This window comes from Streptomyces mesophilus (assembly GCF_011044995.1).
GTDB lineage: Bacteria > Actinomycetota > Actinomycetes > Streptomycetales > Streptomycetaceae > Streptomyces > Streptomyces mesophilus.
Genome location: NZ_JAAKZW010000112.1, coordinates 1 through 25,723, shown reverse-complemented (window position 1 = coordinate 25,723; position 25,723 = coordinate 1). Strand labels below are relative to the sequence as shown.

Genomic DNA, 25,723 nt, shown 5'->3' with positions numbered 1-25,723 from the left:
GCCCCGGACCCCGCATCCGAACTTCGTTCGGATCTGCTCAATCGCCGCAGGGCTGAATGATCGCCTCAAACGCCGGCGGGGCTGGATGGGCCGGATGTGCCCAGCACCCCGCACAACGCCTCCAACGCCCCCGCCCACGCATGGTCCGGTGGCGTTCCGTAGCCCACCACCAGGCCGTCGCGTGGTGGGGTCGTCGCCTCGGGGTGGCGGAAGAAGGAGAGGCCCTGGACGCGGACGCCGTGCCAGGCCGCCGCGCGGAGCAGTGACTGCTCGGTGCCGGGCGGGAGTTCGAGCACCGCGTGCAGGCCGGCCGCGATTCCGCTGACCTCGATGTGCGGGGCGCGTGCGGCGAGGGCCCTGACCAGTTCGTCGCGGCGGCGGCGGTACTTCAGGCGCATGCCGCGTACATGGCGGTCGTACGCGCCCGAGGTCAGGAAGTCGGCGAGGGTGAGCTGGTCGAGCGCTCCGCACTGCCAGTCCGAGATGCCCTTGGCGGCCGCGGCCTCGGCCGCGAGGTCGGCGGGCAGGACCAGCCAGCCGAGGCGGAGCGCGGGCGCGAGGGACTTGCTGGCCGTGCCGCAGTAGACGACCCGGTCCGGATCGAGGCTCTGCAGGGCGCCGACGGCCTGGCGGTCGTAGCGGAACTCGCCGTCGTAGTCGTCCTCGAGGATCACCCCGCCGGTGCGGCGGGCCCAGTCGACGGCCTGCGCCCTGCGCCCCGGGGCGAGCGGATCGCCCAGCGGGAACTGGTGGGCGGGCGTGACCAGAAGCGCGCCGGCGTCGCCCAACTCGTCGGTGCGGGTGCCGAGTTCGTCCACGCCGAGGGGCGGGATGGACAGGCCCTCGTCCGTCAGGCACCGCCAGTGGTGGGCGAGTCCGTACGACTCCACCGTCACCGAGCCGGCGCCCCGCGCGCGCAGGACCCGGGCGAGGAGCTTCAGGCCGCCGACGAAGCCCGAGGTGATCACGATCCGGTCCGGCTCGGCGTACACGCCGCGGGCGCGGGCGAGGTAGTCGGCGAGTGCGGTGCGCAGGGCGAGCAGGCCGCGGGGGTCGCCGTATTCGAGGGCCTCGTTGGGGGCGTCGAGGAGTGCCCTGCGGGCCGCCTTCGACCATTGCGTACGGGGAAAGGAGCTGACGTCGGGCGAGCCGGGGTGCAGCGAGTACCTGACCTTGGGGGCGCGCCGCGGGGCGGGCCGCGGGGTCTTCGGGGCCGGTACGGTGCGGGCGGCGACGCGGGTGCCGGAGCCCTGGCGGGCGGTGAGCCAGCCCTCGGCGACCAGGTCGGCGTAGGCGTCGGCGACGGTGTTGCGGGCGATGCCGAGGTCGGCGGCGAGCGAGCGGGAGGACGGCAGGCGGGTGCCGGGGGTGAGGCGGCCCGTTCGTACGGCGTCCCTCAGCGCGTCGGTGAGGCCCTTGCGTACGCCGGAGCGGCCGAGGTCGATGTGGAGGTCGACGCCCAGGACGGCGGGGAGGTCCGCGCGCCCGTCGGTGTCCGCGCTCCGGCCCGCCTCTCCGTCCCGGGCTGTTCCCGACCGACGGCCCGCATTCGGATTGGCCCATGAATCCACCATGAAAATGGACCATACCCGGCGGGCCACCCGCGCATAGCTTGGTCCCCATGAGCACTGAATACGCACCCGAGCACACGCCCCGCCTCAACATCGGCCAGCACCTGCCCGAGTTCTACAAGGCGATGATCAAGGTCGACGGCGCCTCCCGTACCGGGCTCGACCCGGTGATCGCGGAGCTCGTGAAGATCCGTTCGTCGCAGCTCAACCACTGCGCGTTCTGCATCGACATGCACACCAAGGACGCGCTCGCCGCCGGTGAGTCCGTCGAGCGGATCATCCAGCTGAGCGCCTGGGAGGAGTCGCGGCACTTCTACACCGAGAAGGAGGCGGCCGCGCTGGAGTTGGCCGAGGCGGTCACGGTCCTGACGGACGGCTTTGTGCCGGACGAGGTGTGGGCGAATGCCGCCAAGCACTTCGAGGAGGCGGAGCTGTCGGCGCTGCTTGCGGTGATCACGGTGATCAACGCGTGGAACCGCATCGCCGTGTCGACCCGTATGGTCCCGGGCCACTACACGCCGGGGTCGACGTCGCACCGCCCGCAGGGCTGAGCTGCGGGTCGCGCGCGGGAAGGGGCGGGCGGGGTTTTTCCCCTACCCGCCCCTTCCCGAAACTGGGGCTGCGCCCCAGACCCCCGCATCCGAACTTCGTTCGGATCTGCTCAAACGCCGCAGGGGCTGAAAGCAACCCCTACTTCTTCGGCAGCCACGCCTCCCACGTCTCCTTGTTCTCCGCGACCCACTTCTTCGCGGCCTCCTCGCCGGACATCTTGTCCTTGGCGATCCACTTCGAGACCTCGTTCTGCTGCTCGGTGGTCCACTTGAAGTTCTTCAGGAACTGGGCCGCGTCCCCGCCGTCCTTCGCGAAGTCCGCATTCAGGTACTTCTGCAGCGGCGTGTTGGCGTAACCGCACTCGGTCTTCTCCTTGGGCTCGTTGCAGCCCTCGGTGAACTCCGGCAGCTTGACCTCGACGAGCTCGATGTCGGCGTTGAGCCACTGCGGCTCCCACCAGTACGTGATGAACGGCTCCTTGGCCGCGTACTTCTTCTGGATCTCCTTGATCTGAGCGGCTTCCGCGCCCGTCTCCTTGATCTTGAAGTCCAGCTTGTGGTTCTTGATCAGCCACTCGTCGTACGTGGTGTAGGAGGGCGCCGCACCCAGGAACTCGCCCTTGCCCTCGGACTCGGAGGACTTGAAGTCCTTCGCGACCTTGTTGAGCGTCTTGATGTCGGTGACCTCGGGGTGCGCGTCCGCGTAGTACTTGGGCACGAACCAGCCGATGTGGCCGGTCACGCCCAGGTCGCCGCCCTTGACCACGGTCTTCTTCTGGTCGATGTAGAGCTTCTGCTTCTCGGGCTGGCCGTCCCAGTCCTCGAGGATCGCGTCGGCCTTGCCGCTGTTGAGGGCGTCCCAGGCGATGGGCTCGTCCATCGTCTGAAGGGTGACCTTCTTGACGTCCAGTTCCTCTTCGAGGATCACCTTGGCGACCTCGGCGTTGGCCTGGGCGCCGACCCACGACGGCACCGTGATGGTGACCTCGTCCGAGCCGCCACCGCCACCCTTACCGGTTTCCGCGGCGCCACAGGCGCTGAGGGCGAACATGCCGAGGACGCCGGCACCGGCGACGAGAGAAGTGCGTATCCGCTTGCTGTGCTTCATGAGGGAAGAATTCCTTTGGTAGGCAGGAGAGTTGAGGCGAGGAGACGGGTCAGCGCAGCCCGCGTTCCTTGACGGCGGCGGCGGGCTGGGAGATCCGGTCGAGCAGTACGCCGAGGCAGACGATCGCGATACCGGCGGTCAGGCCGAGCGCCAGATCGCCCTTGGTGAGGCCCTTGATCACATCGACACCGAGGGCGCCGCCGCCGATCATTCCGGCGATGACGACCATCGAGAGGACCAGGACGACGCCCTGGTTCACGGCGAGCAGCAGCGCGGGGCGGGCCAACGGGATCTGGACCTGGCGCAGTTGCTGCCCGGTGGAGGCGCCGAGCGAGCGGGCCGCTTCGAGGGCGGAGGGGTCGATCTGCCGGATGCCCTGGGTGGTGATCCGGATGACGGCCGGCAGCGCGTAGAGCACCGAGGCCGCGACACCGGCGAACCGGCCGCCGGTGAACAGGGCGATCATCGGGATCAGATAGATGAACGCCGGCAGGGTCTGCAGCGTGTCCAGGATCGGCCGGATCACCCGCTCCACCCACCCGACACGGGCGGCGAGCACACCGACGGCGAAGCCGATGAGCAGGGTCAGCGCGAGGGCCGCGATCACCTGCGACAGGGTGTCCATGGAACGGGTCCACAGCCCCATCGCGCCGATCGCACCGAGCGCGAGCACCACGGTGACGGCGGCGCGCAGCCGGCCGACGGTGTACGCGAGGATGCCCGCGACCACGAGGAGCGCCCACCAGGGGGTGCCGACCAGCGCGCTGCGCAGCGGGTTGAGCACGTAGACGGCGAAGCCGTCGGCCCAGGTCTGGGTGCCGCCGATGAGCGGGATACCGGCGGAGAGTTCGCGTTCGATCCAGCCCGTCACGTCGTTGACGGGGTCGGCGATGGACACCACCCAGTTCTCGGGCCACTCCTGGCGGCCGAGCGCCGAGCCGATCACGGTCGCGGCCGCGATACCGGCCGCGACGACGCCCCTGAGCAACCAGGCGGTACGCGAGGTGCGCACCCCCTCCTCGGGGTCGTCGAGCCGCTCGCCCGCGGCCGCCGTGGTCCGGTCGAGCCAGATGGCGAGCAGCACGATCGCGATACCGGGCGGCAGGGCCTGACCGACGTCGACGACGGCGAGCGCCTTGTAGATGGGCTCGCCCAGACCGCCGGCGCCGATGACCGTGGCGAGCACGACCATCGAAAGGCTCATCATGATCGTCTGGTTGAGGCCGAGCAGCATCTGCTTGCGGGCCAGCGGGAAGCGGGCCGTCCACAGCCGCTGGAGCGGGCTCGCACCCAGTGAGGCCGAGGCTTCGAGTGCGGCCGGGTCCGCGCCGCGCAGGCCGAGGGCGGTGAGCCGGGCCATCGGCGGTACGGCGTAGATGACCGTGGCCACGAAGGCCGACGGGACACCGATGTCGAAGATCAGCACGAACGGCAGCAGATACGAGAAGGCCGGAAGCACCTGCATGGTGTCGAACACCGGCCGCAGCATCCGCTCCGCGCGGTCCGAGAGCCCGGCGAGCAGGCCGAGCAGCACACCGATGACGGCGGCCACGGCGACGCACACGATCATCAGCGAGAGCGTGTCCATCGCGGGTTCCCACATGCCGAGCACACCGATGACGGCGAAGGTGCCGAACGCGGTGCCCGCGGTGACCAGGGCCCGCCGGCGCAGGCCCGCGCCGCCCGCGTACCAGGCGATGAGGACGGCGGCGACGGTGACGCCGAGGAAGCCGAGCGACTCCAGGGCGCTGAAGACGCCGTCGACGGCGGATTCGGCGGTGTTGGAGATATGCAGCAGGAAGTACAGGAACAGCGGGTGGGTGGTGCGGTTGTCGACCAGCCACTCGTTGAAGTCCGTGAGCGGGGTGCGGACGTCGACGGTCAGGTCGCCCGGCCACTCACCGCTGCCGGCGACGGCCGCGGAGACCACCGCGACGAGCAGGGCGAGCAGCAGGAGCACGGCCTTGGGGTGGGCCATCAGACGGGCCGCGGGGCCGGGCGGCTGCGGGGCGCCCGGGGCATCGGCCTTGACGGGACGGTCGAGAGTCGGGGCACTCATGCGGCCGCCCCCCTCGTACTGCGGACGGGGCTGGTCATACGGCAGCCACCGCCTTGTCCCTCGACTCCCCCGCGTCGCCGTCGAGTCCGGCGACCACGGCCAGGAGCCTGGACTCGTCGACGACGCCCAGGCAGGTGCTGCCCTGCATGACGCAGGTGGTCGCGCCGCTGCGGACGACGGTCTCGATCGCCTCGGCGACCACCATGTCCGGGTCGAGTGGGGCGGCGGAGTGCTTCGCGGCGCCGCAGTCGCCGGGGAGCATGGCACTGCGGACGGAGATGACCTGCTCGCGGGCCACGTCACGGACGAAGTCCCGTACGTAGTCGTCGGCCGGGTTGGCGACGATCTCCTCGGGCGTGCCCAGCTGCACGATGCCGCCGTCGCGCATCAGCATGATGCGGTCGCCCAGGCGCAGCGCCTCGCTGAGGTCGTGGGTGATGAAGACCATGGTGCGGCCCTCTTCACGGTGCAGGCGGATGACCTCCTCCTGCATATCGCGGCGGATCAGCGGGTCGAGCGCGCTGAACGGCTCGTCGAAGAGCAGCACTTCGGGGTCCACGGCGAGCGCGCGGGCGAGGCCGACGCGCTGCTGCTGGCCGCCGGAGAGCTGTACGGGACGGCGCTGCTCCAGGCCTTCGAGGCCGACCTTCGCGACGACCTCCATGGCCTTCGCGCGCCGTTCGGCCTTGCCCATGCCCTGGATCTCCAGGCCGTACGCAACGTTGTCGAGGACCGTGCGGTGCGGCAGGAGGCCGAAGTTCTGGAAGACCATCGCGGTCTGGTGGCGGCGCAGTTCACGCAGCCGGTTCTTGTCCATGGCGAGGACGTCCTCGCCGTCGATGGATATGGACCCCGAGGTCGGCTCGATGAGGCGGGTCAACGTCCGTACAAGGGTGGACTTTCCGGAGCCGGACAGGCCCATGACGACGAAGACCTCGCCGCGCTGCACCTCGAAGCTGACGTCGCGTACGGCGGCGGTGCAGCCGGTGCGCTCGCGCAGTTCGGTGGCGCTCAGGCCGGCGTACTCGGCGTTGCCCGGGATCCGGTCCGCCTTCGGCCCGAACACCTTCCACAGGTCGCGTACGGAGAAGACGGGGCCGGTCCTGGACACGTCGCCGCCCTTGGATATGTCGGTGGTCGCGGTCATCAGGCATCACTCCCGGTCAGCAACTCGGCGCATTTCTCGCCCACCATCAGGACCCCGATCATCGGGTTGACCGCGGGCATCGTCGGGAAGACGGACGCATCGGCGATCCGGATGCCACTGAGGCCACGAACCGTCAAGTCCGGGGACACTACGGCAAGTTCATCAGCTGAGGCACCCATTCGGCAGGTGCCCGCAGGGTGGTAGACGGTGTGCGCGACCTGGCGGGCGTACGCACTCAGCTCTTCGTCGTCCGTCACGTGGGGGCCGGGGGCGACCTCGCTCTTGAGCCAGGAGGCGAGCGGTTCGGTCTTGGCGATCTCCCGCGCGATCTTGATTCCGTCGACCAGGGTGCGGCCGTCGTAGTCGTCCTCGTCGGTGAAGTAGCGGAAGTCCAGGGCCGGCTTCTCGGCCGGGTCCGCGCTGGTCAGATACAGGCGGCCACGGCTGCGCGGCTTCGGGATGTTGGGCGTCATCGAGACGCCGTGCGGGGGCCGCTCGTACCCGATCCGCTCCGGATTGTCCGTGAACGGTATCTGGTAGAAGTGGAACATCAGGTCGGGGCCCTTGAACTCCGGGTCCCTGCGCACGAAGAGCCCGGCGTCCGAGTCCATCGCGGAGTTCTCGGGGATCGGTCCGTGCGTCTCCCAGACGATCACGGACTCGGGGTGGTCGAGCAGGTTCTCGCCGACGCCCGGCAGGTCGTGCACGACAGGTATCCCGAGCGCTTCGAGCTGCTCGCGCGGGCCTATCCCGGAGTGCAGAAGCAGCCGGGGCGTGTCCACGGCGCCGGCGCACACGATGACCTCGCGCGCGGCCTCTACGTAGACCTCCTCGCCGTCCTTCGTACGGACGTGGACGCCGCGTGCGCGGGTGCCGTCGAGTTCGAGCCTGTACGCCCAAGTCTCAAGGAGAATCGTCAGGTTGGGCCGCTCGTCCATCACGGGATGGAGATACGCGACCGAGGCGCTGGAGCGCTTGTTGTCCTCGGGGTGGTACGCGAGGTCGAAGAAGCCCACGCCGTCGTCGAAGGGCTGCTTGTTGAAGCCCTCGACCCGCGGCACGTCCAGGGCCGTCTGCGCGGCGTCCACGAAGTCGCGGGCGATCGCGTTCCGGTCCTTCTCGTCCACCGGCACGATGTTGTTGAGCAGCCTGTCGAAGTACGGGGACATCGACGCGGCGTCCCAGCCCTCGGCGCCGTGCTCGGCCCACTCGTCCCAGTCGGACGGCAGCGGCCTGAACGCGATCAGCGTGTTGTGGCTGGAGCAGCCGCCGAGCACGCGCGCGCGGCTGTGCCGGATATGGGAGTTGCCGCGGGGCTGCTCGGTGGTCGGGTAGTCGTAGTCGAGTTCGCCGCCGAGCAGGCCCATCCAGCGGCGCAGGGTGAGCACGTCGTCGCGCCCCACATCGCTCGGGCCGCCCTCGATCACGGCGACCGTGACCCCTGGGTCCTCGGTCAGCCGGGAGGCGATCACCGAGCCTGCGGTGCCGCCTCCGACGACTACGTAGTCGTATTGAGGCATGTGCGTGTTCCCCTTCGTGGTGGTGCAAAAGTGCGTCGCGTAATGGGTGTTGGTGCCTGCCGGGCCGTGCCGGGTGGTCAGCCCGCTCGGCCGCTCAGCCCGCGAACCAGCGGACCGGCCGCGGGTCCAGGTTCTGGTAGATGTGCTTGGTCTCGCGGTACTCGGCAAGACCCGACGGGCCCAGCTCGCGCCCGACGCCGGACTTGCCGAAGCCGCCCCACTCCGCCTGCGGCAGATACGGGTGGAAGTCGTTGATCCAGACGGTGCCGTGCCGCATCCGGCGGGCCATCCGCCGCGCCTTGGAGTTGTCCGAGGTCCACACCGCGCCCGCGAGCCCGTACTCGGTGTCGTTGGCGAGCGCGAGGGCCTCGTCCTCGGTGGTGAAGGTCTCGACGGTCAGGACGGGACCGAAGACCTCCTCCCGTACGACCCGCATCCCGCGATGGCACGCGTCGAGGACGGTCGGCTCGTAGAAGTACCCCTCGGCGGGCCGGTCCTCGCTCGGCGCGGGCCGCTTGCCGCCGCAGCGCAGGACCGCGCCTTCGGCCAGCGCGGAAGCCACGTACCCCTCGGTCTTGTCCAACTGCTGCTGCGATACGAGGGGTCCGCACTCCACGCCGTCGGCGGTGCCGCGGCCGAGCCTGATCTGGGAGGCGCGGCGGGCGAGTTCGGCGACGAAGCGCTCGCGGACGCTCTCCTCGATGATGAGGCGGCCGCCGGCCGAGCAGACCTGGCCGCTGTGGATGAACGCGGCGTTCAGGGCCTGGTCGACGGCGGTGTCGAAGGCCTCGTCCGTGGAACAGGCGTCGGCGAAGACCACGTTGGGGTTCTTGCCGCCGAGTTCGAGCGCGACCTTCTTGACGCCGACGGCGGCGGCCTGCGCGACCTTCGTACCGCTGATGAGGCCGCCGGTGAACGAGATGAGGTCCACGTCCGGGTGCTCGGCGAACCGTGCGCCGACGGTGTGCCCGGGACCGGTCACGATGTTGGCGACTCCGGCCGGGAGCCCGGCCTCTTCGAGCAGGCGGATCAGCGCGACCGTGGTCAGCGGGGTGATCTCGCTGGGCTTGATGACGAAGGTGTTGCCCGCCGCGAGCGCGGGGGCGATCTTCCAACTGGCCTGGAGCAGCGGGTAGTTCCAGGGCGTGATCATCGCGCAGACACCGACCGGCTCGTGCACGACGGTGCTGTGCACGGTGTCGCTGCCCGCGTCGACGACCCGCCCAGGACCTTCGCCGATCACGAGATCGGCGAAGTAACGGAAGGCGTCGGCCACGCAGTCGACGTCGACCCGGCCCTCCTCCACGGTCTTGCCCGCGTCCCGGCTCTCCAGGAGCCCGAGCTCTTCACGGTCCCGTACGAGAAGATCCGCGACGCGCCTGAGCAGCGCGGCCCGTTCGCCAACCGGCGTACCGGGCCAGGGCCCTTCGTCGAAGGCGCGGCGCGCGGCGGCGATCGCCGCGTCGGCGTCGTCCGCGCCTCCCTCGGCGACGACGGTGAACGGGCGGGCCTGAGCGGGGTCGAGGATCTCGCGCGTGGAACCGTCGAGGGCGTTTCGCCACTCTCCGTCCACGTGGATGGTCTGTTGTGCCGACACTTCGCGTCTTGCCTTCCGTTCCCGAAACATTCACCGCGCGTAGTCGCGCGTGATCGGAAGCCCCTGCCCTCAGGGCGGGAAACCATGCGCTTCGGTTTACGGAAAGTGCCACGGGTCACTCAGTACGGGGACCGTTCGTCCTGAACCTGCCGATGTGGCCGGTCTGTTCCAGACGGAGAGGGAAGCGATGTCCAGGACACGACGCGGAACGTTGAGCACTGCGGCGGTCACGCTGTGTGCAGGACTCCTCATGGGGTCGCTCGCCGGGTGCGGGGATGATTCGGGAGGGTCGGGCGGCGGTTCGGGAGGCAACGGCGGCAGCGGCGGGGGTGCGGGCGACAAGGAGAGCTCGATCGCCGACAAGAGCGCCAAGGAGATCAGCGACGCCGCGCAGCAGGCGCTGCTCGACGCCAAGTCGCTGCGGATGTCGATGGACAGCGGCGCGTCCTCCTCGGGCGGCGAACCCCAGTCGTTCGACCTCGCGGTGGACCAGCAGGGCAACTGCGCCGGCACCTTCAAGATGCCCGAGGGCAAGGGCAGCTTCGACATCCTCAAGCGCGGCGAGAAGGTGTGGATCAAGGCCGACGCCGCGTTCTGGAAGGCCATGGGCGGTCCGAACGGCGATGCCGCGGCCGACTTGCTCAAGGACAAGCACCTCATGGGTGACACCAAGGACCCACAGCTCAGCCAGCTCTCGTCCTCCTGCAATCTCAAGGCGCTGCAGAAGGAGATGGGATCCGAAGGCGAGACGGGGAAGCTGAAGAAGGGCGGCACCTCCACCGTCGACGGCCAGGAGGCCATCGCCCTGGAGGAGACGGACGCGGGCGAGAAGTCCACCATCCATGTGGCGACCGAGGGCAAGCCCTACCCGTTGAAGATCGTCAGCCAGGAGGGCGGCAAGGAGCAGACCGTCTCCTTCTCGGACTACGACGAGCCGGTGCCGAGCGAGACTCCGCCGGCGGGCGAGACCGTGGACGTCAAGGAGCTGCAGAAGCAGGGCGCCTGAGCAGGCGGACGGGCACACACGCCGAAGTCCCGGCTCCCTCAAGGGGAGCCGGGACTTCGGCGTCGTACTGAAGAAGCCCGGTGACTCAGATCAGGCCGAGGGCGCGAACGGCCTCGCGCTCCTCCTCGAGCTCCTTGACCGAGGCGTCGATGCGCGCACGGGAGAACTCGTTGATGTCCAGGCCCTGGACGATCTCGTACGCGCCGTCCTTGGTGGTGACGGGGAACGAGGAGATGAGGCCCTCGGGGACACCGTAGGAACCGTCCGACGGGATACCCATGGAGACCCAGTCGCCCTCGGCGGTGCCGTTGACCCAGGAGTACACGTGGTCGATCGCGGCGTTGGCGGCGGAGGCGGCCGACGAGGCGCCACGGGCCTCGATGATCGCGGCACCGCGCTTGGCGACGGTCGGGATGAAGTCGTCGGCCAGCCACTTCTCGTCGTTCACGGTCTCGGCGGCGTTCTTGCCGGCGACCGTGGCGTGGAAGATGTCGGGGTACTGGGTGGCGGAGTGGTTGCCCCAGATCGTGAGCTTCTTGATCTCCGAGACCGGGACGCCGGTCTTCTTGGAGAGCTGCGAGAGCGCACGGTTGTGGTCGAGGCGGGTCATCGCCGTGAAGCGCTCGGCCGGTACGTCCGGGGCGGCGGCCTGGGCGATCAGGGCGTTGGTGTTCGCCGGGTTGCCCACGACGAGGACCTTGACGTCGTCCGCGGCGTGGTCGTTGATGGCCTTGCCCTGCGGCTTGAAGATGCCGCCGTTGGCGGAGAGCAGGTCACCGCGCTCCATGCCCTTGGTGCGGGGGCGGGCGCCGACGAGCAGACCGACGTTGGCACCGTCGAAGGCCACGTTCGGGTCGTCGGTGATGTCGATGCCCGCGAGCAGCGGGAACGCGCAGTCGTCGAGCTCCATCGCGGTGCCCTCGGCGGCGCCGAGCGCGGGGGTGATCTCGAGGAGACGCAACTTGACCGGCACGTCCGGGCCGAGCAGGTGGCCGGAGGCGATACGGAAGAGCAGCGCGTAACCGATCTGGCCGGCAGCGCCGGTGACGGTGACATTCACGGGAGTGCGGGTCATGGCGATCTCCGTTAAGACAGCTGGCGGTGGGGGTCCCTGCCCCGGTCCTTGGGAACCTCCCGGTCGACGCCGCGATGATCGATCTCTTGACGTCAAGGGAGATCCACCGGTCAGGCTATCGCGCCCGACGCCCCCGTCGACCCCGGCCCTGTGTGGCCCCGCACACACGGCCGTGCGCTGTACGGAGACACGAGAACGGCCGCCGCATCGGGAGAGGTGAGCGCGGCGGCCGTTCTTCGGGGTGCGTGTGCATCCCGTGGGGGTACTCATCGCGTGCCCCGGCTCGCGCCGGTCATGCACCCGTACCCCGAATTACTTCTCTGCCCGCTACTTTGTGCAGCCTTCCTGCCCGCCCGTCAGGATCGCGCAGGCCTTCGCGTCCTCGACGTTCTTCACCGGGATCATCGGGGTGTACGCGTCGAAGTCCCCGTCGACCTCGGAGGTCTGCGTCTCCTCGCCCTTCACCCGTATCTCCACGGTGTCGCCTGCCGCCGCCGAGGTGATCCGGCCCCAGGCCGCACCGCAGACCTTGCTGTAGCGGACCTCGACCTTGGCCGCGCCGACCTTGACGTCGACCGGCGGCGACGTGGCGAACGTGCCGCCGCAGCCCATCTCCTCCGGGTCCTTGCCGGCACAGGACGCACCCCTGCACTCGACACCCTCGGGCAGGGTCTCGCTGATGCTGGGCGTGGGGGTCGGCGTGCCCTTCGCGTCGTCGCCGCTCTTGTCCTTGCCGAAGTCGGTGAGGAACACTGCCGCGGCGATGACCACGAGCGCGCCGACGATGCCCGCGAGGAACATCGTCAACTTCCGCTTCCTGCGCTGCCCGTCGGGCGAACCGCCCCGCGCGGGACCCGGCCGCTCCCCGCCGCCGGGCCCGGACGGCGGACCGTAGGAACGGGCCCCCGAGGACGGGGCGGCGGCCGACTGCTGCCTGGGCGGGCTGTACGTGGACGCCGGCTGGGTCGGCGGATGGGCGGCCGCCGGCGCCGCGGCGGCGCGCGGTTTGCCGTTCCTCCCCTTGGCGGGACCCGGACCGAACTCGCCCAGCGCGGCACGCGCCTGGGAGATCCGGATCGCCTCCATGGTCATGTCGTGGCGCATCTCGGAGCGGCTCCAGGCACGCTCCGCGAGCTCCCACATGGTGGTCAGATGCATCGGGTTGGTGCCGGTGACCTCGGCCAACGCCACGACCGCGCCCTTGGGCGCGAGCAGCCGGCCGTTCAGATAGCGCTCCCACGATGTCTTGCTGTAGCCCGTACGGTCCGCCACCGCGGCGATACTCAGCCCACTGCGGTCGACGAGCCGGCGCAGCTGGCTCGCGAACTCGCGTACCTGCGGGTCGAGTTCCTCCGGTAGCGCCCTCCAACGAGGCATTGCTTCCCCCTTGTCCCCCCGTGTCGTGCCCAGACGTACCCGTGTGCGCGGCCCTGCATGCCCTTGTCCCGGCCCTCAGGGGCCGGGGCGAAGCGCCCCCATGGCTAACCACAGGGATGCCAGAAGCAAGGGTCTCAGTTCCCCCGGCACCGGCGCACGGGAGCATTACGGGTCAGGGTGCGCCCCGTCGCGCGCCCTTGATGGTCGAACTGCAGTGTCCCACCCGCGTCCCACGGCCCGCGTGGGAACCCCAGGTCAGCGTACGGGACGTCCCGGGGGATCCCTCCCCCGTCCTCAGGACTTCTGCGCACCCCCCTCAACCGGACACGCTCATCCCTGTCACAGCACCTACGGGGGGAGCACAGATGTACCTCAGCAAGCGCAACCGGCTCGGTATGGCGGCCGTGTCCGTGGCGGCGGGAGCGGGGCTGGCCCTGGCCGGCCTGGCGCCCACCGCGGCGGCCGGCAGCCAGCACGTGATCGACGGCCGCGGCAACCCGACCAACGATTGGGGCGACGAAGGCAACCTGTCCCGCACCTCTTACTCCCACAGCAACGCGACGCGGCTGTGGCAGACGATCCTGTGGGCGGACGGCGCCAAGTACAAGGGCTCGGACGGCAAGTGGCGCAAGTTCACCAAGGGCGACATCGACGGGCACTTCGGCCCGCGCACCAAGTCGGCCACGAAGTACTGGCAGCAGACCGAGGGTCTCCACATCGACGGCGTCGTCGGCAAGCAGACCTTCAGCCTCGCCGACGACTTCCTGGACCACGTCGGCAGCAACAAGATCGAGTACACGGGTTACGACCACCAGGCCGGCTTCAAGCGCCTGAACGGGGTGTACTACGTGAAGATCGACGGCCACTGGAAGAAGGCCGCGTACAACTGGGCGAACTGACGCATCCGCGTAGGGCCCCGCGCCACCACGTGGTGGTGCGGGGCCCTACGTGCGGCGTTAGCTCAGGACGAGGAGCAGCCCGGTCAGCAGGATCACGAGCACGGCGGCCGCGGCGTACGCGAACAGCTTCCAGGGCGGCGCCTTCCCGGGCGCGGGCTCTTCCTGGGGCACCCACCACGGCAGGGTGTCCTCGTCCTCGCCGAGGTCGTCCCAGGACGGCGCGGCGGGGGCGTCCGCTCGTACGACATCGGCTCGTACGGCATCCGCTCGCGCGGTGTCCGGCCGTACCGCATCGGCAAGACCCGGCCGTACCGCATCGGGCCGGGGCCACGCCCGCATGGCCAGCTCCCAGCGCGCGCCGAAGCGGGCCGCCTCCGCGGCGTCGAGACCCGCGACGCGGCACAGCGCGAGGACCGCCTGGCGGGGCGGTGGCTGCTGGCCGTTCAGATAGCGCTGCCAGGAGGATTTGCTGTACGAGGTGCGCGTGCCGAGCGAGACGAGGCTCAGCCCCGTACGGTCCTTGAGCAGTCTCAAGTGCTCGACGAAATGCATCACTTCGGCCGGAGTCCCGTCCGGCAGCGGCTGCCAGATACCCACCGCTCACCCCCCTGCCGGCGAACTTCACCGGTATGTCCGACTGACGGAGGCAGCGGGGGGTTCGGTTCCCTTGCGCGGGCCGTAGGGCGCTCATTCCACGCGGTGGATCTGCCCCGTCTGCGCTCCTTCGATCGACCGCACGTAGGCGGCGGCCGCGCGGCGTACCGGTACGGGGTCGAAGCCGGGGAAGAAGTCTCCGTAGGCGTCCAGGGACTCCTCGAAGACGGTGGGGCTGACGGCGTTGATCCGCTGCCGGCCCGGGAGTTCGATCGCGGCGGCCCGTACGAAGGACTCGACGGCGCCGTTCGCGAGCGAGGCGACGGTGCCGGTGCGGATGGGCTCGCGGGCGAGGATGCCGGTGATCAGGGTGTACGAGCCGTCCTCGGCCACGGATTCGAGGCCCTGGCGGACGAGTTCGATCTGCCCGACCGCCTTGCCTTCGAGGCCGTCGCGTACGTCCTGCAGGGTGAGTTCGGTGACCGGCTTCCACGGCACGGTGCCCGCCGCGCACGCCACCGCGTCGATCCGGCCGACCTGGCGGTACAGGGCCGCGATGGACTCGGGGTCCGTGATGTCGAGGGTGATGTCGGCGTCCTTGCGGGAGGCGGTGATCACCTCATGGCCGCGCTCGCGCAAGGCGGTGTGGACCGCCCTGCCGAGTGTGCCGTGGGCGCCGACGAGGACGATCTTCTGTGGGGTGTTCATGTGGTGAGGATGACCGCGCACAAACAGTGAAGTCCAGCTATCTCTCCTACCGTTGACCTCAAGCTGAACTCAACAATCGCGAGGCGGCGACGAGGGGCGGGACCCATGCTCGACGTGAAGCGCATGGTCATGCTGCGTGACCTGGCCGAACACGGGAAGGTCACCGCCGTCGCCGAGCTGCACGGCGTCACACCCTCCGCGGTCTCCCAGCAACTGCGCGCCCTGGAAACGGAAGCCGGGGCCTCGCTGCTGCTGCGCGAAGGACGCGGGGTGCGGCTCACGGCGGCCGGCGCGGCGCTCGCCGCGAGCTGCGAACAGGTCCTGGCCGCGCTCGAGCGCGCCGAGGGTGCGGTGCGCGCGCTCGACGACGACCTCACCGGTGAGCTGCGGATCGGCTGCGCGCCGAGCGCGCTGCGTTCGGTGGCCGCTCCCCTGGTCGCCCGGCTCGCCGGGCGGCATCCGCGGATCCGGCCCAGGATCGTGCAGTGCGAACCGCAGGACGCGGTGGTGCGGCTCAAGCAGCACGGGCTCGATCTGGCCGTCTCGTACCGCTATCACCTGCTCGGCTCGCCACCGCCCGGCGGCACCACGGCAGTTCCCCTGTTCGACGACCCGCTCGCTCTCGCGGTCCCCGATGACCTTTTGGACGCGGTACGCGCCGACGGGCTCGGGGCCCTGTCCGACCGTGCCTGGATCTCCGCGCCACCGCCGAGCACCTGCCGCGACGTTCTGCTGCACGCCTGCCGCAACGCCGGTTTCACACCCCGGATCGAGCACGACTGCGAGGATCTGGGCGCGGCGCTCGCCCTCGTGGCCACCGGTCACGCGGTGACGATCCTGCCCCGGCTGCTGTGCGCCGCGCCGCCGCCCGGCGCCGCGGTCCTCACGCTGCCGGGCGGCGGCCGCACGATCGAGGCGCTGGTGCGTGCGGGCGCGGAGCAACAGCCCGCGATCGGGGCGGCGTTGGAGCTGCTCCGGGAGATCGGCGCGGACTTGGGAGCGGCGCACCGACCGCGCGCGGAAAGGGGCGTTGTCAGTGGGGGCCGATAGCCTTTGAAGGGCTCGGCCCCCGGGTGGGCGGGGACTGTCCGGCGCACCCCGAGCACTGGGCCCCGCTAACTGCTGATCGTGAAGTGCAGGGTCTCGTCCAGGAACGGGATCTCCAGGACGGGCTTCGGCTGCGCCATCAGCGCGAGCAGCACGATCGCCACACCGAGCGCGCCGTACGTGACCATGTCGGTGAACCGCGAGCGCACCGCCAGCATCCCGACCGACGGCAGCATCCGGCGCAGCACGGCGCCGATGAGCAGCGCGACACCGATGAGCAGGGTGCCGATGCGCCAGACGTCGAAGGCCGTGAGGATCAGACCGGCCGCTGTCACCCCGAGCACCGTGAGCATCGGCCACTGCCGGGCCGGCGCGGGTGCGTCACCCGGCGCCGCGCGGCCGCCGCCCTCGGGGCGCGCGGTGTCCTTGGTGAACAGAGGGAAGCGGCGGGACTTCTTGACCGGGGGCTCGCCCCCGGAGACCGCCGACCGCGCTGTCGGCTCCGCGGGCTCCTGCGCCGACTCCGCGTCCGCGGCGTCCTCGGCGCCCGCCACGTCCTCGGCATCCTCCGCGTCCTTGTGGCCGTCACCGTCCGCCGGCGACACCGCACGCTCGGGCCTCTCGCCGTCCCGCGAGACCTCCGCGTTCTCGGGCCTCTCGCCGTCCCGCGAGACCGCCGCGCCCTCGGGGCCTTCACCGTCCGGGGAAGCAGCCGCCCTCTCGGGCCCTTCGCCGTCCGGGAAAGCCCCGCCCTCAGCCGGCACTGGAGCCACCGGCCGCGCGCTCGGCGGCCTCGACGACGTTGACGAGCAGCTGGGCGCGGGTCATCGGGCCGACGCCGCCGGGGTTGGGCGAGATCCAGGCCGCGACCTCGGCGACACCGGGGTGCACATCGCCGACGATCTTGCCGCTCTCGTCCCGCGAGACACCGACGTCCAGGACCGCGACGCCCGGCTTCACGTCCTCGGGCTTGATCAGATGCGGTACGCCCGCCGCGGCCACGATGATGTCGGCGCGCTTGAGATGCGCGGCCAGATCGCGCGTACCGGTGTGGCACTGGGTCACGGTCGCGTTCTCGCTGCGGCGGGTGAGCAGCAGCGGCATCGGGCGTCCGATGGTCACGCCACGGCCGACGACCACCACCTCGGCGCCCTTGATCTCCACCCCGTACTGGCGGAGCAGCGTGATCACACCGTTGGGCGTGCAGGGCAGCGGCGCCGGCTCGTTCAGGACGAGGCGGCCGAGGTTCATCGGGTGCAGACCGTCGGCGTCCTTGTCCGGGTCCATCAGCTCGAGGATGCGGTTCTCGTCGATGCCCTTGGGCAGCGGCAGCTGCACGATGTAGCCGGTGCAGGCCGGGTCCTCGTTGAGTTCGCGGACGACCGCCTCGATCTCCTCCTGCGAGGCCGTCGCGGGCAGATGGCGCTGGATCGAGGCGATGCCGACCTGGGCGCAGTCGCGGTGCTTGCCGGCGACGTACTTCTGGCTGCCGGGGTCCTCACCGACGAGCACGGTGCCGAGTCCGGGGGTGATGCCGCGGGCCTTCAGCGCTTCCACGCGGACGGCGAGCTCGGCCTTGATCGCGGCCGCGGTGGCCTTGCCATCGAGAATCTGGGCGGTCATGGGACCCATCCTCGCCGATCCGGGCGCCCGGTCTCCAATCGGCCACCCGATGATCTCGCCGGGCGCGGACTCCGGGGCGGCCCGGCACCCGATTTCAAGATCGAGGAGGTTGCACTTGCACAACACATCTGGAATGCGGGTGGACAAGCACACGGCCCGCCTAGAACCATGTCCGGCACAGTGCCGCGGGAGTAACCGGGGGGACGGCCACTAATACCTTGGGACCTTCCTCCTTAGTGCGAACCGCGTCGTCCCCGCACTACCCACGGAGGAGTCAAGCGCCATGAGTTACGGCGACCCGAACAACCCCTATGGTCAGCCGCCCCAGCAGCCGCCGGCCCAGCCCGGATACGGCTACCCGCAGCAGGCACCGCCCTCTGTGCCGCCGCAACAGGGCTACGGCTATCCCCAGCAGCAGCCCGGCTACCCGGGGTACTCCGCCTACCCGGGCGGCAATCCGATGCAGCAGACGATGCCGGGACTCCTGGTGACGGCGCGCGTCTTCCTGTTCATCATCTCGGCGGTGCAGATCATCGGCGCCCTCGGCTACCTCTACGTCGCGGCCATCGCCAACGACATCTCCGACACCGCCGACGACTTCGGCTCCAGCGCCGGCTCGGACTTCGCCGATGTGGCGGCCGGCGTCGGTATCGTCGTCGCCCTCATCCTCGGGGGTCTCGCCGCGCTCTCCATCACGCTCGCCGTCAAGTTCGGCAGCGGGGGCCAGGGCATCCGCGTCACCACGATCGTCTACGGTGCGCTCGGCTGCGTCGCCGGCCTGATCTTCCTGTTCGTCGGCCTCGACACGGGTATGGCCAGCGCGGTGATCTTCCCGCTTCTGTGGGTCGTCTTCGGCGCCATCATCACCGCCGCCCCTGCGGTCTCCTCGGGCACCGCCTGGTTCGCACGCCCCCGTTACTGAGCGGCGTGCATCCCGCGCGTGTAACCGGAACGAAAGGGCCGCACCTCATCTTCGTACGAAGAGGGGTGCGGCCCTTCGCGCGCGCCCTACCCTGACGGGGTCCGGCTACATGGGGGGACCAGGTGCACAGTCTGGACAGCATCATCGTCGTGCCGCCGCACTGCCCGGGACCAGGGCATCAACTCAGGCTCCGGCCGGGCGAGAAGCTCGCTTTCGGGCGTGCGGTGGAGGGCCTGGCCATCGACCACGAGGGCGTCTCACGGCACGCGGGCGAGATCGCCGCACAGGGCGCCTTCTGGATCCTGAGCAACCTGAGCCGCACCCAGACCTACGTGGTGGAGAACCCGGAGGGCGCGGGCGAGCACATCAAGGTGGGGCCGGGGCGCCTGGACGCACCGGTGCCGTTCGAGTTCGCGCGGGTGGTCCTGCCGGCCGCGGGTGAGCTCCTGTCGTTCGAGGTGTGGGCGCCGCGCCATGACCATCTGCCGCGCCACAGCGACGCGTTGGACGGTACGGAGACCCTGCCGGCCTTCTCGCTCGACCCCGCCAAGCGCTACTTCGCGGTGCTCGCCGCCCTGTGCGAGCCGCGCCTGCGCGGCGCCCCGCACGCCCCCGTACCGACGGTGGAGCAGGTCGTGGAGCGGCTCGCGCCCGGCTGGCCCGCGGCGAGCCGGGCGACCGTGCAGTGGAACATCGACTATCTCGCGGTGAAGCTGCGCCTCAAGCCGCCCGCGGAACAGGCGGGTCCGGGTCCGCGGCTCAACGGCAAGAAGGAGGCGCTGGCCTCCCTGGCGCTGCGGTTCGATCTCGTGCGGGAGGACGATCTGGCCGTACTGCCCTGCGCCGTACGGCAGGAGGCGGGGGTACGGCAGGAGGCCGGCCGGTGACCGCGCAGCCGTACGCGGTGACGGTGCCCCGGGGCTACCGGGTCGGGTCCTGGGAGGTGCGGGAGCCGCTGGCCAGCGGCTCGTTCGGGAGCGTGTACGGGGCCCGCAGGACGGGCGACGGCGCCCCGCGGCGCGCGGCACTCAAGTTCCTGCCGACCGGTACGCACACCCCGCGTCAGCTGAACCATCTGCGCGAACTGGCCGAGCGCGAGGTCGAGTTGCTCAGCCGGCTGCGTGCGCCGCGGCTGATCCGGATGTACGAGGCCCTCACGGTGGACGATCCGGAACACCCCGAGCTCGACGGCGCCACCGTCCTCGTACTGGAAGAGGCACGGACCTCGCTCGACGCGCTCCTGGACTCCGGGGTCCCCGCGCAGGCGCCGGAGCTGCTCGCCGAGGTGTGCGAGGGACTGGCGCAGCTGCATGACGCGGGCTGGGTGCACGGTGATCTGAAGCCGGCCAATGTGCTGGTGATGGCGGACGGTTCGGTGCGTCTCGGTGACTTCAGCATGGCCGCCGAGCTGGAGGGCACCCACGCCTACGCACCGGCGTTCTCGACCCCCGACTACACCCCGCCCGAGCTGGTGTGGCCGGAGGTCGGCGAGCGCGGGCGGCAGATACGGGCGAGCGCGGACATCTGGGCGTTCGGGGTCCTCGCCCATGTGGTGCTCACCGGGTCGTATCCCCTGCCCGGGGGCACCGCGGCGGTGCGCCGGGACGCGACCGTGCGCTATGCGCTCGGCGAGGAGGAGCTGCGGCTCTCCCCGCAACTGCCCGACGGCTGGCGCGCGTTGGTACGGGACTGCCTCGCCGCCACGCACCAGGAGCGCTCGGCGCACCAGGCGCGGGCACTGCTCGGGCGGATACGGCGCCTGACGGGCGCGGCGAGGACGCGCCGGCCGCTGCTGCCGTCCCGCAGGAAGCCCTCACGGCGCGCGGGGTGGGCCGCCCTCTCCTCGGCGGCCGTCTTCGCCGCGGCCGCGACGGTGTACGCCCTGTGGCCCGAGCCTTCCGTGACGTACGGCTATCACCGCTGTCCGGCCGGCGAGGTGTGCTTCTTCAGCGACGTCAACGGGAACGGGGAGATGTGCCACTGGGCCGGGGACGACGACGACTGGCTGCGCGGCAGGACGCGCTGCGCCTGGTCCGGTGACCGGCCCGTGAAGTCGGTCTTCAACAACAACCAGGAGCGTACGAAGGAGATCAGCGTCGCGTACTGGCGCGGCCCCGGCTTCGTACCGACCGGCGTCGAGCCGGAGCGCGACAGCGAACGCGCCGGCTGCACCAGCGTCAACCAGCAGGGCAACCTCAAGGGCGACTACAAGCTGCGCTCCCACAGCTGGATCCCGCGCTGCGACGCCGAGGACGCCCACCCCGGGCCGACCGTGTCCGAGAGCAACCTCTGACCTCCGAGGTACCCGGCGCCCGGGAGGCGCCCCTAGCGTGACGACCGCGCCACCACGGGGGGTGGCGCGCTTGGGGGGACGCACCGCCATGAAGCGAGGTTTCGTTTCCGTGTGCGCGGTCGCGGCGGTGTGCAGCGCCGCCGCGACCGGCTGCACCACCGCACGGGGATCCGCCGCCGAAGAACCGCGGCAGCTCGTCATCACCCGTACCTGCCTGGAGCGTTACGGCCATCCGGACCCGGCGCCGCCCGGCTACCGCACGGCCCTGTCCCGCGAGTCCCTGATCCGCTACGACAACGCCCGCGCCGCCTGCCAGGGCGGCCGCGCCCTGTCCCGCGCCGAGCTGGCCGAGCTCGACCGGGCCGAGCAGGCGCTGGTGACGGACTGCCACAAGCGGCACGCCACCGCGGACTGCCGGACGCGCGCGAGGGAGCGGCTGTACGGGGACGCCGAGACCTGGACCCGCGTGAACACACTCCTCGACGAGCTGCCGGCGCCCACGGCCCCGCCCGACGCCACCACGCAGGCCGAACGAACCGAGGCCCTGCGCTATGCGTGGGACGTGACCCTCACCCCGTACCAGGACGAGCTCCGCACCCGCACCCGGCTGCGCCTGCGCGCCCTCGACGAGGCGCGCGAGCTCAACGGCCTGCCCGGTACGGCCCGACAGGCCACGCCCCGCTGAAGCTTTCCCCTGCGCCCCGGACTCCCCTTACGCTGACTGCTCTGCGGCGCACAGGGGGACTGCGGGGCATGAGGGGGACGAAGGATGCACAGCATCATCGTGGTGCCACCGGCCGGTGGCGGGGAACGGACAGCGCACGGCGGACGGATCGAGCTCGCGTCCGGCGACGTACTGCCCTTCGGGCGCGACGTCCCCGCAGGGGGTCTGGAACTCGGCCACGAAGGGGTGCCCCGGATCGCGGGTGAGATCACCGCGCACCACGCCTTCTGGATCATCGACAACCTGAGCGAGAACCAGACGTACGTGGTGGAGAACCCGGAGGGCGCGGGCGAGCACATCAAGATCGCGCCCGGCCGGGTCGACGCACCGGTGCCGTTCGAGTTCTCCCGTGTCGTGCTGCCCGCCGCGGGCGAGCTGCTCGCCTTCGAGGTGTGGGCGCCGCGCCACGCGTACCGCACCGCCTCGCGCAGCGGTCTGTCCGGACCGGCCACCGCCCCGGCCTTCGCCCTCGACCGCACCAAGCGGTACTACGCGGTGCTCGCCGCCCTGTGCGAGACGCGGCTGCGCGGCGCCCCGCACGCCCCGGTGCCCACGGTCGACCAGATCGTGGAACGGCTGCGTCCCGCCTGGCCGTCGGCCACCCGCTCGTCGGTGTACTGGAACATCGACTACCTCGCGGTGAAGCTGCGCCTCAAGCGCGGTCCCGAGGACCACGAGCCGGGGCTGCGGCTCAACGGCAAGAAGGAGTCCCTGGTCTCGCTCGCCCTGCGCTTCGATCTCGTACGGGAAGAGGATCTCGTCGTCCTCGGCTGCGCCGCACCCGAGATGGCGCCGTGACCGAGTCCCCGTACGCCGTGCCCGTGCCGAAGGGCTTTCGCGTCGGCTCCTGGGAGGTGCTCGAACCGCTGGCCGACGGGGCGTTCGGGAGTGTGTACGCGGCGCGGCGGATCTCGGCGGACTCGGGGGCGCGGCGCATCTGGGCCGACTCGGGGGCGCGGCGTATCTCGGCCGACGCTGAGGCGGGCGGGGAGCTGCCGGCCGTGGCCGCGCTCAAGTTCCTGCCCACGGGCACCCGGGCGCCGCACCGGTTCAACCATCTGCGGGAACTGGCCGAGCGCGAGACCGAGTTGCTCAGCCGGCTGCGCGCTCCGCGCATCATCCGCTTGTACGAGACGCTCACGGTGGAGGCTCCGGGGCGGCCCGGGCTCGACGGCGCCACCGTTCTCGTACTGGAGAAGGCCGAGGCCTCCCTCGCCGCGCTGCTGCGTCGTCCGCCGGCGCCCGCGGCCGGCCCCGCGCTGCTCGTCCAGGTCTGCGAAGGGCTGCACCAGCTGCACCGCGCGGGCTGGGTGCACGGCGACCTCAAGCCCGCCAACGTCCTGCTGATGAAGGACGGTTCGGTGCGGCTCGCCGACTTCGGTCTGGCGGCGAAGCTGGAGGGCGCCGCCGCCTACTCCCCCGGCTTCTCGACCCCCGACCACACCCCGCCCGAACTCCACTGGGCCGAACTCGGCGAGCGCGGACAGCAGATCCGCCCCAGCACCGACCTCTGGGCGTTCGGCGTCCTCGCCCATCTCGTCCTGACCGGCACGCATCCGCTGCCGGGCAGCACGGCCGAGGCGCGCGGCGACGCCCTGGTGCGCTACGCCCGGGGAGCCGAGGACCTGCGCCTGTCACCCGAACTCCCGGGCGCCTGGCGGGAGATCGTCACCGACTGCCTCGCCCGTACGCACGAGGAACGGGCCCGGCACGACGCGTCGTCGCTGCTGCTGCGGGTCGAACGGGCCGCGGGCTCCACCTCCTCGTCCCGGCTGCGCTCCCTGCGGCTGCTTCGACGGCCGCGCCTCCTGGTGGCCGCGGCGGCGCTCCTGGGCGTGGCCGTCGCACTCGGCTCGGCGGTCGTATACGAAAGAGGCGGCGAAGAGGTCGGTTACGGCTACCACCACTGCCCCGCGCAATCCGTCTGCTTCTTCAGCGAGGACAACGGCGAGGGGCAGATGTGCAGTTGGGAGGCATCGGATCCCGACTGGCTCGCGGGACCCGAGACCTGCGCCTGGACCCGGCACGCGCCGGTGCGGTCGGTCTACTTCAACGCAGGTGACCCGGCCGCGTTCCACGGGGTGGAGTACTTCCGGGGGCGGGACTTCACACCCGCCGGTTTCGACCTGGAGCGGGACACGCTGCGCACCGGCTGCACGGCCGCGAGGGCACAGGGGAACCTGGCGGGGACGTACGCCCCGCGGTCCCACCGCCTCGTGAAGCGGTGCTGAGGCGTGCCATGAGGTACTGACGCGCACCCTGGAACGTTAGAGGTTCCCCCGGGGCCCGAGTGACCCGATACTGGGGCGGCGCGCCACGGGGGAGGCGCGCCGACAGGGCCGGCCGTGACGGCCGCCCTCGTGAACGTTCTGCATCTGCCGTGGTCCGTCCGGCCGCAGCGCCCCCATCCGGTGCCGTACAACCAGGGGCGCAAGCCCGGTCAAGGTGGAGTTCGCTGTATGCATCCCGTCGCGCGCGTGGCCCAGATCCTGTTCCTGCTCGGCGGGCTCGGCCTGTTCGCCTTCGCCTTCTCGGAGGCGCACCAGTCGCGGAACGCCATCGTCGACTTCCGCTACGAGTGCACCACGGTGAACACGGGCACGACCGAGCGTCCCGTGCCCAAGGAGACCTGTGAGTCGACCAACGCCGCGGTCTCCACCACCGACGACAGCGAGCCCCTGATCGCCGGGCTCGGCGGAGTCGGTCTGATGATCGGCGCCGTGGCCGTCTCGATGGGCAGCGCCCGCCGCGCTCCCGCCCCGTTCCCCGCTCAGCAGTACGGCAACTCCGCGTACCCGGCGCCGCCGGGCCAGGCTCCGGCCGGCGCACCGCAGAGCTACTGACGGGCCGGCCGACCATGGACGAGGCACAACTGTCCGCACTCCAGGCTGCCTTGGGACAGGCGGGAGCGGAACCGCTGCAATCCGGCGACCCCGGCACGATCGGCCCGTACGCGGCGATCGGCATGCTCGGCAGCGGCGGCATGGGGCGCGTCTATCTCGCGCGGCCCGCCGACGACCGGCCGGGGCTCGCCGCCGTCAAGGTGATCCGGCCCGAGTACGCGGAGGACGCCGAGTTCCGGCGGCGCTTCGAGCGCGAGGCCGCCGTGCACGGACAGGTCCGCACCCCGCACGCGCCCAGCCTGCTCGGCACGGGGTTCGAGGACCGGCTGCTGTGGATGGCCACGCAGTACGTCCCCGGGCTCAACCTCGCCGACGCCGTACGCGAGAGCGGAGTGCTCCGGCCGGCGGGTGTCTGGCGCCTGGTGGGAGAACTCGGCCGCGCACTCGACGGGTTGGCCGCCACCGGCATCGTGCACCGGGACCTCAAGCCGTCCAATGTGATCCTGTCCGCGCAGGGCGTGCACGTCATCGACTTCGGCATCTCGCAGGCCGTCGACAGCAGCGCCATCACCAGCACGGGCTCCCGGGTCGGCACGCCCGCGTACATGGCGCCCGAGTATCTGCGCGACGGCCGCTGCGACACGGTCTCGGACGTCTTCTCGCTCGCGTGCACCCTGGTGTACGCGGCCACGGGGCACGCACCGTTCGGCGACGGCACGGGCGTGGACGTGATGCACCGGGTCGCCTTCGAGGAACCCATGGCCGAGGTCATCGGCGAACTCACCCTCGCGGACGCGTCGTTGGCGGCGCTGCTCACGGCCTGCCTCGCCAAGGACCCCGCGCTGCGGCCCACTCCGCAGCAGCTGATCGCCGCGGCCGACGCCCATCCCCGTACGCCCGCCTGGCAGGAACCACTGCACGGCCAACTCGTGGAGCGCGGCCACGCCTACGAGGTGCTGCACCGCGCCACGGCCCACCAGACCGGCCACTTCCGCGCCCCGACGGTCCGCGCCCCCTCACCCGCGCCCCAGGGGTACGGGGCTGCGCAGGGACAGGGGT

24 protein-coding genes are annotated in these 25,723 nt (G+C 71.0%); 12 read left to right on the top strand and 12 right to left on the bottom strand.

Annotation, left to right across the window (positions count from 1 at the left end):
- Positions 1–65 precede the first annotated feature (65 nt).
- Positions 66–1,574 carry a MocR-like pyridoxine biosynthesis transcription factor PdxR gene (gene pdxR / locus G6045_RS23975; RefSeq protein ID WP_165334136.1) on the bottom strand — a complete coding sequence of 503 codons (1,509 nt, stop codon included), beginning with the start codon at positions 1,572–1,574 and terminating at the stop codon, positions 66–68.
- A gap of 47 nt (positions 1,575–1,621) precedes the next feature.
- On the opposite strand from pdxR, the gene G6045_RS23970 reads away from it, so the two are divergent.
- On the top strand, positions 1,622–2,122 hold the full coding sequence (locus G6045_RS23970) for a carboxymuconolactone decarboxylase family protein (protein ID WP_165334135.1): 501 nt from the start codon (positions 1,622–1,624) through the stop codon (positions 2,120–2,122).
- Positions 2,123–2,261: 139 nt separating this feature from the next.
- Here G6045_RS23970 and G6045_RS23965 read toward each other — a convergent pair whose 3' ends face one another.
- From G6045_RS23965 to G6045_RS23945, 5 genes are all read right to left on the bottom strand, one after another.
- On the bottom strand, positions 2,262–3,230 hold the full coding sequence (locus G6045_RS23965) for a glycine betaine ABC transporter substrate-binding protein (RefSeq protein WP_165334134.1): 969 nt from the start codon (positions 3,228–3,230) through the stop codon (positions 2,262–2,264).
- A 49-nt stretch (positions 3,231–3,279) separates the two neighbouring features.
- Positions 3,280–5,289 carry an ABC transporter permease gene (locus tag G6045_RS23960; RefSeq protein ID WP_165334133.1) on the bottom strand — a complete coding sequence of 670 codons (2,010 nt, stop codon included), beginning with the start codon at positions 5,287–5,289 and terminating at the stop codon, positions 3,280–3,282.
- Between the two features lie 34 nt (positions 5,290–5,323).
- Positions 5,324–6,436, bottom strand: coding sequence for a quaternary amine ABC transporter ATP-binding protein (locus tag G6045_RS23955; protein WP_165334132.1), 1,113 nt, complete (start codon positions 6,434–6,436; stop codon positions 5,324–5,326).
- On the bottom strand, positions 6,436–7,956 hold the full coding sequence (locus tag G6045_RS23950) for a GMC family oxidoreductase (RefSeq protein WP_165334131.1): 1,521 nt from the start codon (positions 7,954–7,956) through the stop codon (positions 6,436–6,438). The genes G6045_RS23955 and G6045_RS23950 overlap by 1 nt, the downstream gene beginning before the upstream one ends.
- A 94-nt stretch (positions 7,957–8,050) precedes the next feature.
- Positions 8,051–9,583 (bottom strand): aldehyde dehydrogenase family protein, encoded by a 1,533-nt coding sequence (locus G6045_RS23945; RefSeq protein WP_165334130.1) that lies wholly within the window; start codon positions 9,581–9,583, stop codon positions 8,051–8,053.
- Positions 9,584–9,740: 157 nt separating this feature from the next.
- Here G6045_RS23945 and G6045_RS23940 point away from each other — a divergent pair, with 157 nt between their 5' ends.
- Positions 9,741–10,559 (top strand): hypothetical protein, encoded by an 819-nt coding sequence (locus G6045_RS23940; RefSeq protein WP_165334129.1) that lies wholly within the window; start codon positions 9,741–9,743, stop codon positions 10,557–10,559.
- Positions 10,560–10,644: 85 nt separating this feature from the next.
- Here the strand turns inward: G6045_RS23940 and G6045_RS23935 are convergent, their stop codons facing one another.
- Both G6045_RS23935 and G6045_RS23930 read right to left on the bottom strand, forming a co-directional pair.
- Positions 10,645–11,634 carry a malate dehydrogenase gene (locus G6045_RS23935; RefSeq protein ID WP_165334128.1) on the bottom strand — a complete coding sequence of 330 codons (990 nt, stop codon included), beginning with the start codon at positions 11,632–11,634 and terminating at the stop codon, positions 10,645–10,647.
- Between the two features lie 327 nt (positions 11,635–11,961).
- Complete coding sequence (locus G6045_RS23930; RefSeq protein ID WP_165334127.1) at positions 11,962–13,011, bottom strand: helix-turn-helix domain-containing protein; 1,050 nt, start codon at positions 13,009–13,011, stop codon at positions 11,962–11,964.
- Positions 13,012–13,376: 365 nt separating this feature from the next.
- Between G6045_RS23930 and G6045_RS23925 the strand changes: the two genes are divergently transcribed.
- On the top strand, positions 13,377–13,910 hold the full coding sequence (locus tag G6045_RS23925) for a peptidoglycan-binding domain-containing protein (protein ID WP_206344106.1): 534 nt from the start codon (positions 13,377–13,379) through the stop codon (positions 13,908–13,910).
- A 57-nt stretch (positions 13,911–13,967) separates the two neighbouring features.
- Here the strand turns inward: G6045_RS23925 and G6045_RS23920 are convergent, their stop codons facing one another.
- The gene (locus G6045_RS23920; protein ID WP_165334126.1) at positions 13,968–14,507 is read right to left on the bottom strand and encodes a helix-turn-helix domain-containing protein; all 540 of its coding nucleotides are present in this window, start codon (positions 14,505–14,507) and stop codon (positions 13,968–13,970) included.
- 90 nt (positions 14,508–14,597) lie between these two features.
- The gene (locus G6045_RS23915) at positions 14,598–15,212 is read right to left on the bottom strand and encodes a short chain dehydrogenase (RefSeq protein WP_165334125.1); all 615 of its coding nucleotides are present in this window, start codon (positions 15,210–15,212) and stop codon (positions 14,598–14,600) included.
- 105 nt (positions 15,213–15,317) lie between these two features.
- On the opposite strand from G6045_RS23915, the gene G6045_RS23910 reads away from it, so the two are divergent.
- Entirely contained in the window at positions 15,318–16,262 is a 945-nt protein-coding gene (locus tag G6045_RS23910; RefSeq protein WP_165334124.1) for a LysR family transcriptional regulator, read from the top strand.
- A gap of 65 nt (positions 16,263–16,327) precedes the next feature.
- Here G6045_RS23910 and G6045_RS42195 read toward each other — a convergent pair whose 3' ends face one another.
- Together G6045_RS42195 and G6045_RS23900 are read right to left on the bottom strand one after the other, a co-directional pair.
- A complete protein-coding gene (locus G6045_RS42195; protein WP_165334123.1) occupies positions 16,328–17,023 on the bottom strand; it encodes a DUF3017 domain-containing protein in 696 nt (231 codons plus the stop codon).
- Positions 17,013–17,882, bottom strand: coding sequence for a bifunctional methylenetetrahydrofolate dehydrogenase/methenyltetrahydrofolate cyclohydrolase (locus G6045_RS23900; protein WP_165334122.1), 870 nt, complete (start codon positions 17,880–17,882; stop codon positions 17,013–17,015). The genes G6045_RS42195 and G6045_RS23900 overlap by 11 nt, the downstream gene beginning before the upstream one ends.
- A gap of 283 nt (positions 17,883–18,165) precedes the next feature.
- Here G6045_RS23900 and G6045_RS23895 point away from each other — a divergent pair, with 283 nt between their 5' ends.
- The 8 genes from G6045_RS23895 to G6045_RS23860 all read left to right on the top strand — a co-directional run.
- Positions 18,166–18,804 carry a hypothetical protein gene (locus G6045_RS23895; protein WP_165334121.1) on the top strand — a complete coding sequence of 213 codons (639 nt, stop codon included), beginning with the start codon at positions 18,166–18,168 and terminating at the stop codon, positions 18,802–18,804.
- A gap of 131 nt (positions 18,805–18,935) precedes the next feature.
- Positions 18,936–19,691: an FHA domain-containing protein gene (locus G6045_RS23890; RefSeq protein WP_165334137.1), complete on the top strand. Its 756-nt coding sequence runs from the start codon at positions 18,936–18,938 to the stop codon at positions 19,689–19,691.
- Complete coding sequence (locus G6045_RS23885) at positions 19,688–21,097, top strand: protein kinase domain-containing protein (RefSeq protein WP_165334120.1); 1,410 nt, start codon at positions 19,688–19,690, stop codon at positions 21,095–21,097. The genes G6045_RS23890 and G6045_RS23885 overlap by 4 nt, the downstream gene beginning before the upstream one ends.
- An 88-nt stretch (positions 21,098–21,185) precedes the next feature.
- Positions 21,186–21,782 carry a hypothetical protein gene (locus G6045_RS23880; protein ID WP_165334119.1) on the top strand — a complete coding sequence of 199 codons (597 nt, stop codon included), beginning with the start codon at positions 21,186–21,188 and terminating at the stop codon, positions 21,780–21,782.
- Between the two features lie 84 nt (positions 21,783–21,866).
- On the top strand, positions 21,867–22,619 hold the full coding sequence (locus G6045_RS41585) for an FHA domain-containing protein (RefSeq protein ID WP_165334118.1): 753 nt from the start codon (positions 21,867–21,869) through the stop codon (positions 22,617–22,619).
- Complete coding sequence (locus tag G6045_RS23870; protein ID WP_165334117.1) at positions 22,616–24,052, top strand: serine/threonine-protein kinase; 1,437 nt, start codon at positions 22,616–22,618, stop codon at positions 24,050–24,052. The genes G6045_RS41585 and G6045_RS23870 overlap by 4 nt, the downstream gene beginning before the upstream one ends.
- 228 nt (positions 24,053–24,280) lie before the next feature.
- Positions 24,281–24,664, top strand: a complete 384-nt coding sequence (locus G6045_RS23865; RefSeq protein WP_165334116.1) for a hypothetical protein — start codon at positions 24,281–24,283, stop codon at positions 24,662–24,664.
- A 14-nt stretch (positions 24,665–24,678) separates the two neighbouring features.
- The coding region (locus G6045_RS23860; RefSeq protein WP_165334115.1) for a serine/threonine-protein kinase at positions 24,679–25,723 on the top strand (1,045 nt) is incomplete at its 3' end.

What these genes read in the sequence shown, in the direction of transcription:
- pdxR (WP_165334136.1), bottom strand. Translation starts at nt 1,574, where the DNA reads ATGGTGGATTCATGGGCCAATCCGAATGCGGGCCGTCGGTCGGGAACA.
- G6045_RS23970 (WP_165334135.1), top strand. Translation starts at nt 1,622, where the DNA reads ATGAGCACTGAATACGCACCCGAGCACACGCCCCGCCTCAACATCGGC.
- G6045_RS23965 (WP_165334134.1), bottom strand. Translation starts at nt 3,230, where the DNA reads ATGAAGCACAGCAAGCGGATACGCACTTCTCTCGTCGCCGGTGCCGGC.
- G6045_RS23960 (WP_165334133.1), bottom strand. Translation starts at nt 5,289, where the DNA reads ATGAGTGCCCCGACTCTCGACCGTCCCGTCAAGGCCGATGCCCCGGGC.
- G6045_RS23955 (WP_165334132.1), bottom strand. Translation starts at nt 6,436, where the DNA reads ATGACCGCGACCACCGACATATCCAAGGGCGGCGACGTGTCCAGGACC.
- G6045_RS23950 (WP_165334131.1), bottom strand. Translation starts at nt 7,956, where the DNA reads ATGCCTCAATACGACTACGTAGTCGTCGGAGGCGGCACCGCAGGCTCG.
- G6045_RS23945 (WP_165334130.1), bottom strand. Translation starts at nt 9,583, where the DNA reads ATGTTTCGGGAACGGAAGGCAAGACGCGAAGTGTCGGCACAACAGACC.
- G6045_RS23940 (WP_165334129.1), top strand. Translation starts at nt 9,741, where the DNA reads ATGTCCAGGACACGACGCGGAACGTTGAGCACTGCGGCGGTCACGCTG.
- G6045_RS23935 (WP_165334128.1), bottom strand. Translation starts at nt 11,634, where the DNA reads ATGACCCGCACTCCCGTGAATGTCACCGTCACCGGCGCTGCCGGCCAG.
- G6045_RS23930 (WP_165334127.1), bottom strand. Translation starts at nt 13,011, where the DNA reads ATGCCTCGTTGGAGGGCGCTACCGGAGGAACTCGACCCGCAGGTACGC.
- G6045_RS23925 (WP_206344106.1), top strand. Translation starts at nt 13,377, where the DNA reads ATGTACCTCAGCAAGCGCAACCGGCTCGGTATGGCGGCCGTGTCCGTG.
- G6045_RS23915 (WP_165334125.1), bottom strand. Translation starts at nt 15,212, where the DNA reads ATGAACACCCCACAGAAGATCGTCCTCGTCGGCGCCCACGGCACACTC.
- G6045_RS23910 (WP_165334124.1), top strand. Translation starts at nt 15,318, where the DNA reads ATGCTCGACGTGAAGCGCATGGTCATGCTGCGTGACCTGGCCGAACAC.
- G6045_RS23900 (WP_165334122.1), bottom strand. Translation starts at nt 17,882, where the DNA reads ATGACCGCCCAGATTCTCGATGGCAAGGCCACCGCGGCCGCGATCAAG.
- G6045_RS23895 (WP_165334121.1), top strand. Translation starts at nt 18,166, where the DNA reads ATGAGTTACGGCGACCCGAACAACCCCTATGGTCAGCCGCCCCAGCAG.
- G6045_RS23880 (WP_165334119.1), top strand. Translation starts at nt 21,186, where the DNA reads ATGAAGCGAGGTTTCGTTTCCGTGTGCGCGGTCGCGGCGGTGTGCAGC.
- G6045_RS41585 (WP_165334118.1), top strand. Translation starts at nt 21,867, where the DNA reads ATGCACAGCATCATCGTGGTGCCACCGGCCGGTGGCGGGGAACGGACA.
- G6045_RS23865 (WP_165334116.1), top strand. Translation starts at nt 24,281, where the DNA reads ATGCATCCCGTCGCGCGCGTGGCCCAGATCCTGTTCCTGCTCGGCGGG.